Annotated in this window: 16 protein-coding genes; 9 read left to right on the plus strand and 7 right to left on the minus strand. The window is 44.0% G+C overall.

What is annotated here, in order from left to right:
• Positions 1-182 precede the first annotated feature (182 nt).
• The gene (locus AC6R05_RS15370; RefSeq protein ID WP_500647912.1) at positions 183-713 is read left to right on the plus strand and encodes a putative manganese transporter; all 531 of its coding nucleotides are present in this window, start codon (positions 183-185) and stop codon (positions 711-713) included.
• 245 nt (positions 714-958) lie between these two features.
• Here AC6R05_RS15370 and torA read toward each other — a convergent pair whose 3' ends face one another.
• From torA to torE, 3 genes are read right to left on the minus strand one after another with little or no spacing between them, the layout of a single operon-like run.
• The gene (torA, locus tag AC6R05_RS15375) at positions 959-3,421 is read right to left on the minus strand and encodes a trimethylamine-N-oxide reductase TorA (RefSeq protein WP_500647913.1); all 2,463 of its coding nucleotides are present in this window, start codon (positions 3,419-3,421) and stop codon (positions 959-961) included.
• 24 nt (positions 3,422-3,445) lie between these two features.
• Positions 3,446-4,627 carry a pentaheme c-type cytochrome TorC gene (gene torC / locus AC6R05_RS15380; RefSeq protein WP_032552120.1) on the minus strand — a complete coding sequence of 394 codons (1,182 nt, stop codon included), beginning with the start codon at positions 4,625-4,627 and terminating at the stop codon, positions 3,446-3,448.
• 49 nt (positions 4,628-4,676) lie between these two features.
• The gene (gene torE, locus AC6R05_RS15385) at positions 4,677-4,859 is read right to left on the minus strand and encodes a trimethylamine N-oxide reductase system protein TorE (protein ID WP_032552119.1); all 183 of its coding nucleotides are present in this window, start codon (positions 4,857-4,859) and stop codon (positions 4,677-4,679) included.
• 437 nt (positions 4,860-5,296) lie between these two features.
• Between torE and AC6R05_RS15390 the strand changes: the two genes are divergently transcribed.
• A complete protein-coding gene (locus tag AC6R05_RS15390) occupies positions 5,297-6,091 on the plus strand; it encodes an ABC transporter permease (RefSeq protein WP_500647914.1) in 795 nt (264 codons plus the stop codon).
• 283 nt (positions 6,092-6,374) lie between these two features.
• Here the strand turns inward: AC6R05_RS15390 and focA are convergent, their stop codons facing one another.
• Positions 6,375-7,217 (minus strand): formate transporter FocA, encoded by an 843-nt coding sequence (gene focA / locus AC6R05_RS15395; RefSeq protein WP_032552117.1) that lies wholly within the window; start codon positions 7,215-7,217, stop codon positions 6,375-6,377.
• Positions 7,218-7,579: 362 nt separating this feature from the next.
• Positions 7,580-8,887 carry an ATPase gene (locus tag AC6R05_RS15400; protein ID WP_500647915.1) on the minus strand — a complete coding sequence of 436 codons (1,308 nt, stop codon included), beginning with the start codon at positions 8,885-8,887 and terminating at the stop codon, positions 7,580-7,582.
• A 262-nt stretch (positions 8,888-9,149) separates the two neighbouring features.
• Here AC6R05_RS15400 and AC6R05_RS15405 point away from each other — a divergent pair, with 262 nt between their 5' ends.
• The 3 genes from AC6R05_RS15405 to AC6R05_RS15415 all read left to right on the plus strand — a co-directional run bounded on the left by AC6R05_RS15405 (position 9,150) and on the right by AC6R05_RS15415 (position 11,026).
• Complete coding sequence (locus AC6R05_RS15405) at positions 9,150-9,380, plus strand: TIGR02647 family protein (protein ID WP_032552115.1); 231 nt, start codon at positions 9,150-9,152, stop codon at positions 9,378-9,380.
• A gap of 175 nt (positions 9,381-9,555) precedes the next feature.
• The gene (locus AC6R05_RS15410) at positions 9,556-10,398 is read left to right on the plus strand and encodes an NAD-dependent epimerase/dehydratase family protein (protein WP_500647916.1); all 843 of its coding nucleotides are present in this window, start codon (positions 9,556-9,558) and stop codon (positions 10,396-10,398) included.
• On the plus strand, positions 10,382-11,026 hold the full coding sequence (locus AC6R05_RS15415; RefSeq protein WP_500647917.1) for a YdcF family protein: 645 nt from the start codon (positions 10,382-10,384) through the stop codon (positions 11,024-11,026). The genes AC6R05_RS15410 and AC6R05_RS15415 overlap by 17 nt, the downstream gene beginning before the upstream one ends.
• A gap of 114 nt (positions 11,027-11,140) precedes the next feature.
• Here AC6R05_RS15415 and AC6R05_RS15420 read toward each other — a convergent pair whose 3' ends face one another.
• Both AC6R05_RS15420 and cysS read right to left on the minus strand, forming a co-directional pair.
• A complete protein-coding gene (locus tag AC6R05_RS15420) occupies positions 11,141-11,719 on the minus strand; it encodes a thymidine kinase (RefSeq protein WP_032552112.1) in 579 nt (192 codons plus the stop codon).
• Between the two features lie 98 nt (positions 11,720-11,817).
• A complete protein-coding gene (gene cysS, locus AC6R05_RS15425) occupies positions 11,818-13,200 on the minus strand; it encodes a cysteine--tRNA ligase (RefSeq protein ID WP_500647918.1) in 1,383 nt (460 codons plus the stop codon).
• Positions 13,201-13,391: 191 nt separating this feature from the next.
• On the opposite strand from cysS, the gene AC6R05_RS15430 reads away from it, so the two are divergent.
• From AC6R05_RS15430 to AC6R05_RS15445, 4 genes are all read left to right on the plus strand, one after another.
• A complete protein-coding gene (locus tag AC6R05_RS15430; RefSeq protein ID WP_285408457.1) occupies positions 13,392-13,886 on the plus strand; it encodes a peptidylprolyl isomerase in 495 nt (164 codons plus the stop codon).
• Positions 13,887-13,966: 80 nt separating this feature from the next.
• Positions 13,967-14,710 carry a UDP-2,3-diacylglucosamine diphosphatase gene (lpxH, locus tag AC6R05_RS15435; protein ID WP_500647919.1) on the plus strand — a complete coding sequence of 248 codons (744 nt, stop codon included), beginning with the start codon at positions 13,967-13,969 and terminating at the stop codon, positions 14,708-14,710.
• A gap of 116 nt (positions 14,711-14,826) precedes the next feature.
• The gene (locus tag AC6R05_RS15440) at positions 14,827-16,044 is read left to right on the plus strand and encodes an EAL and HDOD domain-containing protein (protein WP_032552108.1); all 1,218 of its coding nucleotides are present in this window, start codon (positions 14,827-14,829) and stop codon (positions 16,042-16,044) included.
• 100 nt (positions 16,045-16,144) lie between these two features.
• Complete coding sequence (locus AC6R05_RS15445) at positions 16,145-16,654, plus strand: YchJ family protein (RefSeq protein WP_500647920.1); 510 nt, start codon at positions 16,145-16,147, stop codon at positions 16,652-16,654.
• Positions 16,655-16,751 lie beyond the last annotated feature (97 nt).

A 16,751-nucleotide genomic window follows, 5' to 3' on the forward strand; every position in this document is an offset into this window, starting at 1 on the left:
CTATAGAGCATCTCTTTATTCCGCTTACTTTACCCTATTTTTTGACAATGATCATCGCTTCGTTGCTGCCTGTTAGACTATTTGCCTATGGTAAGTTGCTAGAAAAACCACAAAATACAATTGATAATCATTCTTATTCGTATATAGTTATACCTAAGCCTTTATATACTGGGTATATCGCTATGAATCGAAGAATCCAATTCGCATCAGAACATCACACTTCAGAATCAATACCGTCATCCCTATTTCGTAAGCGAATATTTCTTACTGTCGCGCTTGCCACTCTGATTGTGACTGTATCGCTATTGGATCTTACGGTCACGACTTTGACAGACTTCGCTTTTGCTTCTGCACTCTACACGTTATTGAGCTTAGTGGGCTACCAATGGCTAACGCTTAACGCCGATAATGAACACTTACTCGCACATCAATGTCGCTCCAATCAAATCGTCTGTGTTTCTGTAATGGCCGCAATCCCTGGCTGCGGGGGTATGGTATCGGTTATGTCTCAGTTTGTTTCTGGGAGGCTAGGCATTGGCGCACTTATCGCAGCCCTAATCAGCACACTTGGCAACGCGGCTTTTTTGTTCATTGCCAGCGACGTAAGCACCGGCATCGCCGCGATCGCATTGAGTGTTATTGTGGGCAGCGCTTTGGGAAAAATTATTAATCTGTCCCATGTTGATGACTTACTGCGCCCAACAAAGCTTTAAAATCAATTAATCCCTCTTCTCAATCATCCATTTCCGAGTTTCCGTTCGTTCCAAGGTCACCTGTCAGGATTACTGGTGGCCTTGGAGCGTTCTCCATAGAGCCTGTTTATTCTCATAGGATGCCCACAAAGGCTCGTAGACGATTTCAAATAATGTAGGCTAACAGACTTCAAAATGTAAAAAAGCCCCTGTAAGCATCGCTTACAGGGGCTTTTAACTATCTTTCGGTGTTTATATCGAGTGCATTAAGCAACTTCGATTGGACCACCGAATGAAGTAACTGGAGGTAGCTTACCAGTGAACTTCTCAAAGTCGACCAGACATGTGTTTGCTGAGGTCGCTTGAGCTAGCTCAGAAGAGCCAATATCTTGAGTCAGTGTGTTTGGATCGCCGTATGTATCTAGCGCGCCCACTTTCTCGTTCATTGGACCGTACCAAGCACCTTCTTCGATACGCACAACACCTGGAGCGTAGCTATCCATAAGAACAGCACCAGCCAGAAGTTGACCACGGTCGTTGAATACACGTACCACATCACCATCTTTGATGCCTTTCTTCTTAGCATCTGTTGGGTTGATGTAGATTGGCTCACGACCTTGTACCGCGTAAGTCGCACGGAACTCTTCAGAATCACACATCTGAGAGTGAAGGCGCTTGTCTGGGTGACAAGATTGTAGCCAGTACGGGTGTTTATCAGAGCCTGGACCACCGTGTGAACGCTCAGATTTCTCGAACCACATTGGGTGTTCTTGACAGTGCTCGTAGCCCATGTTGCCTACAGTACGGCTTGTGATTTCGATGAAACCAGAAGGTGTACCTAGTGCATTGATCTCTGGATCTTCACGGAATGAAGCGTGACGAGTCCATGGCTTACCTTTACCGAAGTCTAGGAAACCTTTCTCCCAGAACTCAGCAAACTCTGGCATTTCAAAGCTGCCTTCGTTTGAAGCGCGACACTCGTCATACAGAGATTTAACCCATTGCATTTCATCCATACCACGCGTGTAGTCGTCGTAACGACCCCAACGCTTAGTTAGGCTAGACATGATCTCGAAGTCAGTCTTAGATTGGAACAGAGGATCCACTAGCTTGTGCATCGCGATCAGACCACGACCAGAATATGCGCCGTAACCATCAATATCGTTACGTTCCCACTGAGTACATGCTGGAAGCACGATATCAGAGTGACGACACGTCGCTGTCCAAGTAAAGTCTACTGCTACAACAGTTTGTAGGCTCTTGAACGCTTTACGCATCTTGTTGCGATCTTGGTGGTGATGCCACGGGTTGTTACCACTAAATACCATCATCTTGATATCTGGCAGTGTTACCGTTGCGCCATTTGCTTTGATCTTCTTACCTGGCTCTAGCAGGCTATCAACCCAACGAGCAACTGGGATTACACGGCTGTAACCGTTGTAATCTGTGTTCGTGTGTTTCGGCTTCTGACCTTGGTCGATGTTCAGTGGGAATGAACCCGGAGCTGAGAAACCAGTTGAAGATACACCGATACCAGAGTAGTGGTGACCGTAAGAGATACCACCGCCAGGTAGACCAATTTGACCAACCATTGCTGCGATAACTGCACACATCCAGTAAGGCTGTTCACCGTGTTGTTGACGCTGAATACTCCAACCAACAAGAATCTGTGTACGACCGTTAACTAGCATCTTAGCAAAGTCACGGATAGAGTCCGCACTTGCGCCACAGATAGCAGAAGCCCACTCAGGTGTCTTCTCAACTTTGTCTTTCGTCTCACCTTGAACGTACTTAATGAAGTCTTCAAAACCTAGACAGTAAGTCTCGATGAACTTCTTGTCGTATAGGCCTTCATTATAAAGCACGTGAGCAACACCAAGCATGAACGCCACGTCAGTTTGTGGGTTGATGTAGAACTGCTCGTTTTCTAGGTAACGACCTGTTTTGTTTTTCACAGGGTCAACAGAAACAACGTTGATCTCTTTGTTAGCTACTTTTTCTTTCAGTTGTTCTAGGTATGCGAACGACTCGTGAGTCTCACATGTCCAACCTACTTGAAGGTTCTTAACTGGATCGTTACCCCAAAGGATAATGTTGTCACTGTTTTCTAAGATAAGTTCCCAAGATGTACCTTGTGCATAAACTTCAGTCGAACCTAGTACGTAAGGCATGATCGTCTGACCAGCACCTGTCGAGTAGTCACCGATTTTCTTCACAGAGTAACCGTGAAGCGCCATTGCACGTTGCATGTGGTTAGTACAGCTGTGGAACTGACCAGTTTGTCTCCAACCAGTTTGACCTGTGTGAAGCGCCCATGGACCGTAATCTTTCTGTACGCGCTCAAGTTCGCGGTAAACAAGGTCTAGTGCCTCATCCCAAGTCACACGGATAAAGCGGTTGTTACCACGTGTGTCTGCGCTGTACTTGTGCTTCTTCAACCAGTCTAGGCGAACCATTGGGTAACGCACACGAGATGGGCTGTAGATAATACCTTTGATACCTTTCAACATCTCTGTTGGGTGGTTATCGATTTCTAGTGGCTTGATCTCTTGAACTTTACCAGCGTAAACACGTGCACGGAATGCACCCCAGTGAGAACCTGAGACTTTCCACGTGCCGTCTGTTTCTGCTGCAGATGCAGAAGCCGACACTAATAGGCTTGGGCCCATAACTGATGCCGCACCTGTTGTCGCGACACCTTTCAGAAAACTTCTTCTTGTAATTGCCATTGTGTTACTCCAATTGACGTCTTATTAGTGATGGCCTTCAGAAAAATCTGATGAGTGCTTCTGTAGATACTTAAGAACAAGTGCTTCTGTATCAGTGTCGAAGTTAACGAATGCGATCATACCGTCTAGCATGCCTACCCAACCGTTAGCACTGAAGTGTGCTTCGTCTGGCTGAGAGTGACACGTTGAACAGTTAGACTGGTAAGCCTGACCTGCTGCATTCCAGATTGGATCGAAGTTATCAACCATAGACTCTTTCTTCATCCATAATGCTAGGTTAACTTCTTCCCATGGAAGACCCGTTAGCTCATCTTCTTTCTTCTCACCAACAGTGATAACGTCGCTTTGAGACACTTCTTTGGTCAAGATTGCAGTAGAGATGTTCATACCGAAATCTTCTTGGATTACACGACCGAAGCCTTTCGCTTTACGCCAGCCGTCGATCTGAACCTTGATCATGTCGCCTTTTTCGTCGATCACTGCAACTTTACTTGCAGGACTTAATAGACCCGCTTCAACTGTTGCTGTTTCGTCTGTGTACATTGGTAGGTGACGGATTGAGATCACGTCAGAACCGTTCGCATAAGAAGTGCTACCTGCAACTTGCTCAAGCTCACCAACGATACCGCTCGCTGATTCCATATCAAGTGGAAGGTTGTGCGCGATACCTTTGTGACAGTCAACACAGCTTTGGTCACGCTCTGCTGCATTCTTCATTTGAATACGAGCAGTTGGACGCATGTTTTCGAAATCCATTGAGTCGTAGTTGTGACAGTTTTTACACTCTAGAGATTTGTTTGCAGAGAAACGATCCCATTCGTGTTTTGCCAACTCGATACGACGTGCTTCGAATTTTTCAGGTGTATCTAGGTCACCGAAAACTTGTGCGAATACTTCTTTAGATGCTTGCATCTTACGTGCGATTTTAGCTGTCCATTCGTGAGGAACGTGACAGTCTGGACAAGTTGCACGAACACCAGATGTGTTTTTCCAGTGAACCGTGTCTTGCAGTTCTACGTATACGTTGTCACGCATGGTGTGACAGCTGATACAAAATTCTTCTGTGTTAGTTGCTTCTAAAGCAGTATTGAAACCACCCCAGAAGATAACACCCGCGATAAAACCACCCATGGTTAGTACACCAAGGCTGATGTGTACTGCAGGGCGTGTCATAGTGCGCCACAGTTTAACTAAAAATGACTTCATGATTAGCTCTCTTAAATATCTGTTCTAAAAAATGTTGTTGTGTGAGGCATTACATGCCGCCGTGAGCACCTGGAGGTCCGAATACGAACACTTGAAGCGCCCAAACTAGGAAGCCGTAACCACCTACAAAAGCAACACTCAACACAGGAAAGAGAACCACTGCGATGAAGAGGAATGACTTCCACTCCAACGAGCGCTTTTCGCCAGTTTCAATTTTATTAACATCACTCATACATTTTGCCTATTTTGTATTTAGTAATTTCGATAAGCCCATTCTAAGGGGCTAAAGTTCATCAGTATCTAGCAACAAATTTTAGACCATACTCAAAGTAGGGTTCAATCAAATCACCGCTCTTAACCCTTGCTAATCAATACTTTTTTGAGCTCATCCAGAGTTGTTTTCAGTTAAAGAAACATATTAAAAAGTATTAACAAATGTGAAGAATTAAGCAGATTAATCAGTTGTTAAATTGACACAAAAACCCAACAAACCAGTAACCAATTGTAACTTTTTACCTACTAAGTAGTAGCCAAATTAGACGCAAACAGCGAGATTTATGTGCAAATTTTGTTAAATATTTGCTGCAAAAACGCGCTGTAATTTCATCAGGAGAAAATGAATTTGAGCGTCGTTTCAGATAGTATGGGAGGACTAAATAAGGAAGCTTTATGCAAGACGTTATTGATATTTCGTGGTGGCAGTTATTACTTTTTAGTTCACTACTGATTCTTCCCATCGGCATTAATCACCACTTCAAACTCGGTCTCGCGAGAGAAGCTAGTATCAGCATTGTTCGAATGGCTGTTCAGCTATTCCTCGTAGGTTTGTACCTCGAGTACCTCTTTGAGCTCGACAGTGTATGGATTAACCTTCTTTGGCTAAGCATCATGATCGTCGTGGGTGCAAGTTCGATTATTGAAAAAGCAAAGCTGCCAAGAAAATTGCTCTTGTTACCCATCGCAACCGGATTGTCCATTACCTGCATTCCTATCGTGCTTTTCATCTGCTTCTATATCATCAAACCAACGCCCTTATTTGGTGCACAGTATTTGATACCTATCGCTGGCATGCTGCTTGGTAATAGTTTGAGTAGTAATATTGTGGCGCTACAAAACTTATTTGGTGCCTTTGAAACTCAAAAGTCGGAGTATGAAGCGGCAATAGCACTAGGAGCGTCTCCAACCTACGCGTCAGCGCCGTTTGTTCGAAATGCAATGCAGAAGGCGATGTCTCCTATAATGGCCTCTATGGCGACGACAGGCCTTGTGACACTTCCCGGTATGATGACTGGCCAAATTTTAGGGGGCGCCTCCCCTATGATTGCCATTAAATATCAGTTAATGATCATGCTCGCCATCTTCATCATGATGAGCACATCGCTTGCGGTAGCTTTGAACCTTTCACTTAAAGCCGCTCTGACCAAAGAGGGGCGAGTAAAAGTAAAGATCAAAAATAATACTTGATCACCATTTTGATCCTTATAAATAGGGTTACTCACGGAATTTAAGACAGGTTATCCACAGAAACTGTGGATAACCAAATGCAACACCTGTGGCTCTGCCCTATTCAAGTTATCAACACCCCAAATTAGTGCATCTCTCCCCTTTTCAAGGATATATAGAGATTCGTTACCGAATAGATGCTTTTTTAAGCGACTTCGGCGTTCCATTAGCGAGGTTGTTTGTCCACAATTAAAAACGGCCCACCGAAGTGAGCCGCTAGAAACTGTGATTAAGTGTGTCAAAATCAGTCACGCAGATAGATCAACCAGTACCACATGCCGACAAAGATACCGCCGCCAATGATGTTGCCTAGTGTTACAGGCAGTAGGTTATTGATCAAAAAGTCCATCATATTTAGGTCAACGTAATCTGCTGGATTGGCTCCAGTCATACTCCAGAACTCAGCTGGAGCAAACGTCTTAATACCGATAGCTAATGGCACTTGGAACATGTTGGCAATGCAGTGCTCAAAACCCGCCGACACAAACATCGCAACAGGTAGAATCATAACCGCAATTTTATCTGTGAGAGTGCGGCCACTGAATGTCATCCATACTGCAATACACACAAGCACATTACACATGATGCCCAATGCAACGGCTTGAATAAAGTCATGGTGAAGCTTGTGTTGAGAAATAGCCATGGCATTCAAACCCACTTGGCCATGATCAAACATGTATTGTTTGGTCAAAAGCATACAAGCCACCAGTAACAGAGCACCAATCAGGTTACCGATGTAAACTGTCGCCCAGTTTTTGACTAAGGTTTTCCATGAAATCTTACCACTTGCTCTCGCTACCAACGTCAGTACCGAGCTGGTAAACAGTTCACCACCGGTCACAACCACTAGAATAAGACCAAGACTGAAGGCAAGACCACCAATTAAACGAGTAATGCCCCAAGGCAAGTCACCAGCCCCTGTCGTCACTATGGTATAGAAAACAAAAGCGATACCAATATGAATACCAGCAGAGATAGCCAATAAGAAAGATTTAATGGGATCTTTAGTTGCTTTACCTACGCCGATATCGGCAGCGCGCTCAGCCATTTGAGGCGGTAATAATGAGTCAAATTGATTTAGGTTCATGGTTGTTTACATTTTGAAACATGTCGTCGGGAGCGCGATAATCCTCTCTTTTATTTTTTATTTCAAGTGCTAATTTTCACGCTAATTATCGTGATCCAGATCTCATTCAAAAAATGCATAGAATTTGGCTAAAAACATACGACTTTAGGATTAGCCGGATGTCATCACTCAATTATCTGAAAAACCTCAACAATATAATAAATACCCTAAATTCAATTACTTATAAAATGTTGGATAAAAATACTATGCGCTAACTCGCTACTTATCCTCCTCCAAAAGGAAAATTTTGACGCAGATCAACAGAAAGTAAAAAAGCGCCCGAGGGCGCTTTTAGGATTGGATATAACTGTATTTGTTGGTCGCTACGAGTTTTCAACGTCTGCGACAGTTTCAACCTTTGATGCAGCTTCGTCGGCTGCCGGCGCAGTTACAGCTTCAACCGCTGGTTGTGCCACTGGCTCAGCTACAGCTCCACTCGCCTGCACCTTCAAGCTCGATACCAAATCTTCGAGGCTCTTGATGTGAGCATCACTTTTTGACACTTGTTCACTCAGCAACTCAGTCTGTTTATTGGTATCCACAAGCTGTTGTGCCTGCTGTTGGTTTTCCGTTTCTAGTTTCGCTAACTTCGCCGTTAAAGCTTCAATTTCTTGCGTAAGCTCTGAAGTTAAATCTGAACTCTTAAGCTTTTTAATGCTAGCAACAATCTTTTCTGACTGAAGACGTAGTCCAACATCGCGATAATCTTGCTCATTAACCGCTTTAGAGATGTTAAGTAACTGATTTTCTGCGTTCAATACCGCTTGCTCAAACTTATCATCTTTAATGCTTGCAAGCAGTTTTACTTCATGAGCAACACTACGTACGTGGTTAAGCTCAAATTCTGCGGCTGCAATTGCATCTTGGATGATCGACTTTTCACGCGGAGTTGCCTTAACCTTGCTTTCTGCGAGTTCAATTTGTGAAGTCGCTTTAGCAAAAGTCAATGGTACCACTTCATGAAAATCTTCATCTTCAAGCAGCTCTAACTTTTCTTTTAGTGGAACAATATATTTCTTATGAGCCACTTTCACTTCAAGTACGCGAGCATTATTCAAGAACTCAACTTGCGCTTCTTGAGCATCTTCCAGCTCATCCACTAGCACATAGTTAAATAGCTCTTTGTACTCTGAGTACAGACGTTTGTAGTTTGACTTAAACATCGTATCTGCACCCAATAGCTTCAAGTAATCCATTTGTGCAATAGAGTCAGCTAGTACTTGGTCTGCTTTATCTTTTAGCACCAGAATCGCTTCGTAGTTTGATTTCACCGTTTCTATTTTCTCATCAAACGCCTGAGCGTATGTCTGGCTTGAGAAGATAGAGTAGCTATCTGTAATCAATGTCTGGTCTTTTGCGATATCCGCGTAAATCTCTTGCGCGTCTGACCACGCACCCAACAACTCTTTGTAGTTTTCAGGTGCATACAGGGCGTATTGTGATTGTGCTTCTAGCTTAGTTTCCCATTCTGTGTAGGTTGTTTGAATTGAATCAAACGAACGTACTTCACTGGACGCTTGAACATCCTTATTCGTTGCTTGGCTCGTACCATTTTGATCTGCTGGCGTACTTTGACACCCAGCAACACCCAATAGCATACCCACCACTAAAGCTATCTTCTTGGCTCTCACTGACCTTTTCCTTTTTATATAATTCGCACCATCTCGGTGTCATTAGATTTTTGTCAGTCCAATATATTACAAGCGTCTCAAAATGAACATCACCCATTGCCCAAATGAATATAATTCAGCCAATTTAATTAGAGGTGCCAAGCTATTCGTTGATTAAACATCCAATTTGGTATCAGTTATCAATTCTCTTGATTTCCTATTGCCTGCATTATCATTGCGCACTATTGTGAAAACAGAAGACATTAAAATTAATAGGTCAATTATGAAGTACACCACTGAACACATTGCAGATTTAAACCTTCTTCTTCAGTTTGATGTAAGCAGTGCCGCGACCGGCATTAAGGTGCATCAAGAAGCTTCTTCTGAAATGAAAGAAGCGGTACAACGTTTGTTCGACAAGGGCCTTTGTACTCAACCAGACGGCGGTTACCTCACTGACGAAGGTATTGAAACCGCAGAGCGTGCCGACAAACTATTACGCATTTTAAAGTAAGTTCACATTTCCAGATTCAGACTCCATTAGCTTCGGCAATGGAGTTTTTTCGTTTATGGACTTTTCATTTTTTTACAAAGGTTTGTTAGGCTTAAAAGAAAGATTTTGACTTCCTGTAAGGTCAAATCACCAATCAATATTGCGAATACCAATACAGTAAGTAAGTGAGGAAATTATGGCATCTATATTAGTCCTAGGAGCTGGTTGGGTTGGCGCACCTTTAGCGGACCATTTAGCCCGCCACGGACACAGCGTTGTCGCAACGAAAACAAGCTCGCAAGGTGTGGAAGAACTTAAACAGCAACAAATACACGGATTGGAATTTTGTTTTAGTGAAAATGCAGATACCGTTTCTCAACTCTATTCACTGTTACTTGAGAACAACATTGAGATCGTGATTGGCAGCTTCCCACCTGGATTTAGAAAGGGCTCAGGGAAAGCGTATGCACAGCAATGGCAGCAGTTAGTAGAAGCGAGCCAAAAAGCGAATATCAAAAAACTGATTATGGTGAGCTCTACTACTGTGTATCCAGAAAAGCCCGGAACCATTGATGAAAGTGACGCATCGCTAGCGATCACAAATACATCGTCAGCTTATCCGTTTTCTGACAACGCCAAGATCATGCTTACAGCTGAGCAATCTGTTATCGACTCTGGCATTGATTACACTGTACTGCGTTTTAGTGGACTGATTGGCCCTAACCGCCACCCTTCTCGTTTTGCAAGCAAGCTAAAACAAGTGAGCTCTCAAGCACCGGCCAATATGCTGCACCTAGATGACGCGATTCGCGGTGTTGATTTCGCCATCACGCAACTCCACAACCAAGTTGTCAATGTCACAACACCTAACACGGTGAGCAAAGCTGAATTCTATGCCGCTGCACTAAAGAGCGCGAACAGTAAAGAATCCCTCCCGCCAATTGTCGATACGCCAGATAAACGAGTCTCCTCAGAAAAGATCATTAGCTTAGGTTTCTCATTCAAATATAACTCTACCTTGGATGCTCTCCATGACTAAATTGCACCGGGCCATTGATACTCTGTGGGATTATATGAAAGTCGGTGATACACCAGCACCCTCCGATTGCATCTTTGTTTTGTGTAGCAACGATACTCGTGTGGCTGAATACGCTGTACAACTGTTCAAGCAAGGGATCGCTCCCTACATCGTTTTTTCTGGGGGCGTTGGGCGATTTACAGAGGGTCAGTTTAGTCGCAGCGAAGCAGAGACATTTGCCGCGATAGCCCGTGACTGTGGTGTTCCCGATTCAGCAATTGTTCTCGAGACGCAAGCAAGTAATACCGGTGAAAATGTACGTTTTACCTATGACTTGCTGAAAAATAGAGGTGATATCCCTCAGCGACTGACCCTAGTTCAAAAGCCATTTATGGAGAAGCGAACCTACGCCACCTTCAAACAACAGTGGCCGGATAAAGACGCACAGATTACGGTTACTTCTCAATGGCAACACTGGGTTGATTACTACAATGAAGAGTTGCCCTTGGAAATGGTGTTAAGTGCATTAATAGCGGATTTCGAGCGTATCAAAGAGTACCCAAGATTAGGGTTCCAGATTGCCCTTCCCGTCCCAGAAGATGTGGAATCAGCCTATCAACAGCTTAAGAGTGTTGGATTTGAAGCTTAAGACGTTGGGTTCAAGGCCTAAGTAGACATTCTAATTACGTTATAGGATTAATATCCTTCGGATATAAAAAACGGTGGCTTTCGATAGCCACCGTTTTTATTTGTTCAACCGGGATTATTTGCCCAATGCTTCTTTGTAGTGCAGTCGGCATACAGAGACATATTTATCGTTGCCACCAATCGCAACCTGATCCCCTTCTGCAATCGCCACACCATGTTCATCGGTACGAATCACCATGTTCGCTTTGCGGCCACAGTGACAAATAGTTTTAAGCTCAACCAATTTATCTGCCCACGACAACAGGTATTTGCTACCTTCAAATAGCTCACCAAGGAAGTCGGTTCTTAAACCATAACACAGTACAGGAATGTTCAGCTTATCGACTACTTCAGTTAGTTGATAAACCTGCTCTTTCGATAGGAACTGACACTCGTCAATTAGAACACAGTGGCGCTTTTCCTCTTCGTTCAATGCAGCAATAGCTTGAAATAGGTTCGTATCCGCTTTGAACAACTGTGCTTCCGATTGAAGACCGATACGTGAACTTACTTTACCAACGCCGTAGCGATCATCTAACGCCGCAGTGAAGATTACGGGAGTCATCCCACGCTCTTGGTAATTAAAAGAAGACTGTAAGAGCGTTGTTGATTTACCCGCGTTCATCGCAGAGTAATAAAAATACATCTGAGCCACAGAAATATTCCTGTTAAATATAAATTGAGTATAAAAATAAGGGTGAAACTAGAATTTATGCTAGAAAAAAGGGCTGAAAATCAGCCCTTTTTATAAGATTACTTACGACGCCAAGTTGTGCCTTCAGGGCCGTCTTCTAAGATAATACCTAGCTCATTCAGCTTATCACGAGCAAGGTCGGCATTAGCCCAATCTTTAGAAGCGCGAGAATCGTTACGCAGTTTGATCAGCGCTTCGATTTCAGCCACTTCATCGTCATCGCCCGCACCACCTTGAAGGAAAGCTTCAGGCTCTTGGTGAAGAATACCAATAACATCAGCCAGCTCACGCATTAGAGCACCAAGCTCGCTTGCTTTCTCAAGGCTTTCTGTCTTCAAGCGGTTCACTTCACGCGCCATATCAAACAGTACAGAGTAAGCTTCTGGTGTGTTGAAGTCGTCATTCATCGCTGCGGTAAAGCGTGAAACGTACTCTTCGCCACCAGCTGGTGCAACAGTTAGGTCAAGACCACGCAGAGACGTGTATAGACGCTCCAGTGCGGAACGTGCTTGGTTCAGGTTATCTTCACTGTAGTTTAGCTGGCTACGGTAGTGACCAGACATTAGGAAGTAACGAACCGTTTCTGCATCGTAGTGACCCAGCACGTCACGAATCGTAAAGAAGTTACCTAGAGATTTAGACATCTTCTCTTTGTCGACCATTACCATGCCACTGTGCATCCATGTGTTTACATAGTCTGTACCATGTGCACAACAAGATTGCGCAATTTCATTCTCATGGTGTGGAAACTGAAGGTCAGAACCGCCACCGTGAATGTCAAAGTGGTTGCCTAGGATTGAAGAGTTCATTGCTGAACACTCAATGTGCCAACCTGGACGGCCTGGACCCCATGGAGATTCCCATGTTGGTTCGCCCGGCTTAGACATCTTCCAAAGAACGAAGTCTAATGGGCTACGTTTTGCTGATTCAACATCAACACGCGCACCAGCTTGAAGTTGCTCTAGGTCTTGCTTAGATAGCTTGCCGTATTCGTCAAACTTCTTAACCTCAAACATTACGTCGCCGTTGCTTGCTACGTACGCGAAACCACGAGTAATCAGGGTTTCAACCAGCTCGATAATCTCAGTGATGAATTCTGTCGCGCGTGGCTCAACATCTGGACGCTTCATGTTTAGCGCATCAAAGTCTGCGTGCATTTCGCCGATGAGACGTTCTGTTAGCGAGTCACAAGATTCGCCATTTTCGTTTGCACGCTTGATGATTTTGTCATCGATGTCTGTGATGTTACGAACAAATGTTAGGTCATAGCCAAGGTAACGCAGGTAGCGTGATACTACGTCGAAAGAGACGAAAGTACGGCCATGACCGATGTGACAGAGATCGTAAATGGTTACCCCACAGACGTACATGCCGACTTTGCCAGCTGTAATTGGTTTGAATTCCTCTTTCTGTCTTGTGAGTGTGTTATATATCTTCAACATGATCTCTATCTATATTGTGGATGAATCGAAATAAGACTCGCAGTATAACAAGTCATTACTTAATAGGTAATACCTTTAGCCGCCAAATCGGCTAAACTCCTTGTTATCTATTGGTGATTTCGTATTTTGAAACTCAATCAAACTAGGCTAGAATCGCCTTTCATATTAAAAAAGACAGTAAGGTAACAATCATGATCATCCTTCACACAAATTTTGGTGACATCAAAGTTCAACTCAATGAAGAAAAAGCACCAGAAACAAGCGCAAACTTCCTACAGTATTGCCGTGACGGTTTCTACGACAACACACTATTCCACCGTGTTATCGATGGTTTCATGATTCAAGGCGGCGGCATGACTTCTGGCCTTAAAGAAAAAGCAACTCGTGCAACAATCAAGAACGAAGCAAACAACGGCCTAAGCAACAAAGTAGGTACGCTAGCAATGGCTCGCACAATGGAACCGCACTCTGCAAGCTCTCAGTTCTTCATCAACGTTAACGACAACACATTCCTAGACTTCCGTAGCGAAAGCCTAGACGGTTGGGGTTACTGTGTATTCGCTGAAGTTGTAGAAGGCATGGACGTTGTAAACCAAATTAAAGGTGTTAGCACTGGCTCTATGGGTATGCACCAAGACGTACCACTAGAAGAAGTGATCATCACTGGTACAACAATCGAAGCTTAATCTAGCCTTCGATTCGTATTCACCATTGATACATCAATAATTGGGACAAGGGAGCACTCGCTCCCTTTTTTTAAAACTGTATGAAAACATATTTTATCTCAGACCTGCACCTCACCCCTTCTCGACCAGACATTACCGAGTGCTTTTTTACATTCATGAAGAATGAAGCCGTCGAAGCCGATGCACTCTATGTATTAGGTGACCTTTTTGAGTTTTGGATTGGAGATGATGACACTAGCGACTTTGCAAAATCAATTCGCCAGACATTTATCGACTTAGTTGCTCAAGGTGTTCCTTGCTACTTTACCCAAGGTAATCGCGATTTCTTGGTTGGCAAGCGATTCGCCAAGCAAACGGGTGTAAGACTTCTCGACGAAGTGGAAGTGATCGACATCTATGGGCAGAAGGCGGTGGTTCTCCATGGAGATACACTTTGCACTGAGGATGTTAAGTACCTTGCATTCAGGGAAAAAGTCCACCAGCCATGGCTACAATGGGTATTCAATCGAATTCCTTTCTTCATTAAGAAGAAGATTGTTTCCAAAGTGCAATCTGATATTAAAGACGATAAACAAACAAAGTCACTCGACATCATGGATGTCACCCAATCTGAAGTCGAGAAAGTGATGAAAGATAATCAGGTCGATCTGATGATTCACGGTCACACTCATCGACCAAATGTTCATCGTTTTACCAATGCCGAAAATCAAGAACAAACTCGAGTAGTGCTTGGTGATTGGTATACTCAAGGATCTGTTTTGGTCGTGACACCAGACGGGTTTGAGCTGCAATCGAGAAAGTTTAGCAACCGATTTCATAACTAAATCCGCCGTTTCATACGGATTATTATGATGCGTCAGACTTTCTATGATTGTATATGGTAATTTCCTCAGAATTAGCTATCATCAGTCTATTAAAACTAAACCGAACGCAATACTAAGTGAAATATTCATACGTAGCACGCCAGCCAATACTTGATATTGATAAAAAAACCTTAGGTTACGAGTTACTTTTTAGAGACGGTCCTAAGAATACGTTTCCAGAAGTCGAACCTGAGCTTGCTACCAGTCGCTTACTGTCAGACCATTTCTTGTCTACTCACTACAATACGTTAGGAGACAAGCTCGGTTTTGTTAATTTCCCATATGCCAGCTTAATTAACCTTGTACCAACGCTTTTCCCGAAAGAGAGCTTGGTCGTTGAGATACTTGAAGACTGTGAGCCGACTGATGAGCTGCTAGAGGCTATCAAGACCATCTACGACGCGGGCTACACCATCGCTCTGGATGACTTTGTGCCAAGTAAAGCTTGGAAACGCTTCCTTCCTTACGTCTCGATCATCAAGTTTGATATCCGACTTGTGCCGATCGCAAAGGCTTCAATGTTCATGAGTACGATGCGTGATCTCGACATTAAATTCCTCGCCGAAAAAGTCGAAACACACGAAGAGTATGAGCAAGCAAAAGCGGCTGGCTTTAGTTACTTCCAAGGCTATTTTTTTAGCAAGCCTGAAATGATTCAAACGCGCGCGTTGAACCCTGCATTTTTGACCACGATTCAATTGTGCAAAGAAATCGCCAACGAGCCGATCGACTTCAATGAGGTCGAGCGACTGATCACCTTGGATGTGACCTTATCTTATAAGTTATTGACCTACGTAAACTCTGCTGGCGGTGCGACCACGACCATTCGCTCCTTCCGACAAGCGTTAGTGTATTTGGGTGAACAAAAACTGCGTAAGTTCGTCTCATTAGTCGCGATTGCATCAGCTAAAGAAGACAAGCCTGATTCCCTATACGGCCTCGCCGTAATTCGAGCTCGACAATGCGAGCTGCTGATCGAAAAGATGCGCGTTAAAGAAGAACCCGGACAAGCCTTCCTAACAGGTATGTTCTCGCTTCTAGACTCCCTACTCGATCAGCCGCTGCAAGAAGTACTGAACGCAGTGCCAATCGACGAAGAGATCAAGCAGGCCTTAGTAAACCGCAAAGGCGTGCTTGGCGCGGTACTCGCTATGGTTGTTGCTTATGAGCAAGCTCGCTGGGACGAAGCGACACGTATCCGAAACCTATTGAAGCTAACAGAAGCTCAATTAGGTCAAACCTATGACGAAGCAACTAACTGGGCACAAGAGCTACTCTCACCAGTAACGACATAAGTGTGTATCACCACCTTGAGTTTTGTTAGACTTACGACAATGTTCATTCAGACAAGATTAATGGCCTCATAATTGAGGCCATTTTTATAGGATAAGATAAATGTCTCAATGCCCTTGCGGTAGCAAACAGAGCTACGCTATGTGCTGTGAAGTTGCGCATAAAGACCATCATAACGTTACAACTCCAGAACAGCTAATGCGTTCGCGATACAGCGCTCATGTACTCGGCCTAGTGGATTATGTAGTGAATACCTATCACCCTAGCTGCAATGCTGAGGCGCAGCGTGAAGGTATTGCCGAATCCATTGACAGTGATTGGGCAGGACTTGAAGTGGTTAATGCGCAACCTGGAACTAATATCGATGAAGGTTTCGTTGAGTTCAAAGCCTATTTCAATGAAGAAGGCGCGCAGTATTGCATGCAAGAACGCTCGCGCTTCGTACGAGAAAATGGCCTTTGGTTTTATATCGATGGTGAGTTTCCAGAACAGAGCCAACCTGAACCTGAGATTGATCCTCGTCTCAACCAAACCGTAGAAAGTTTTAAGATCGGTCGTAATGATCCGTGTATCTGTGGCAGTGGTAAGAAATACAAGAAGTGCTGTGGCTAACTCGTACGTATAGGAAGTCAGATTAGAAGAAGAGATTCCTGATGTCGCTTAGGCTCCTCGGAATGACGAGGCCTAAAGGTGAGAGAGATACACAGGA

It is taken from the genome of Vibrio sp. R11-SG3-ISO9, from assembly GCF_059834255.1.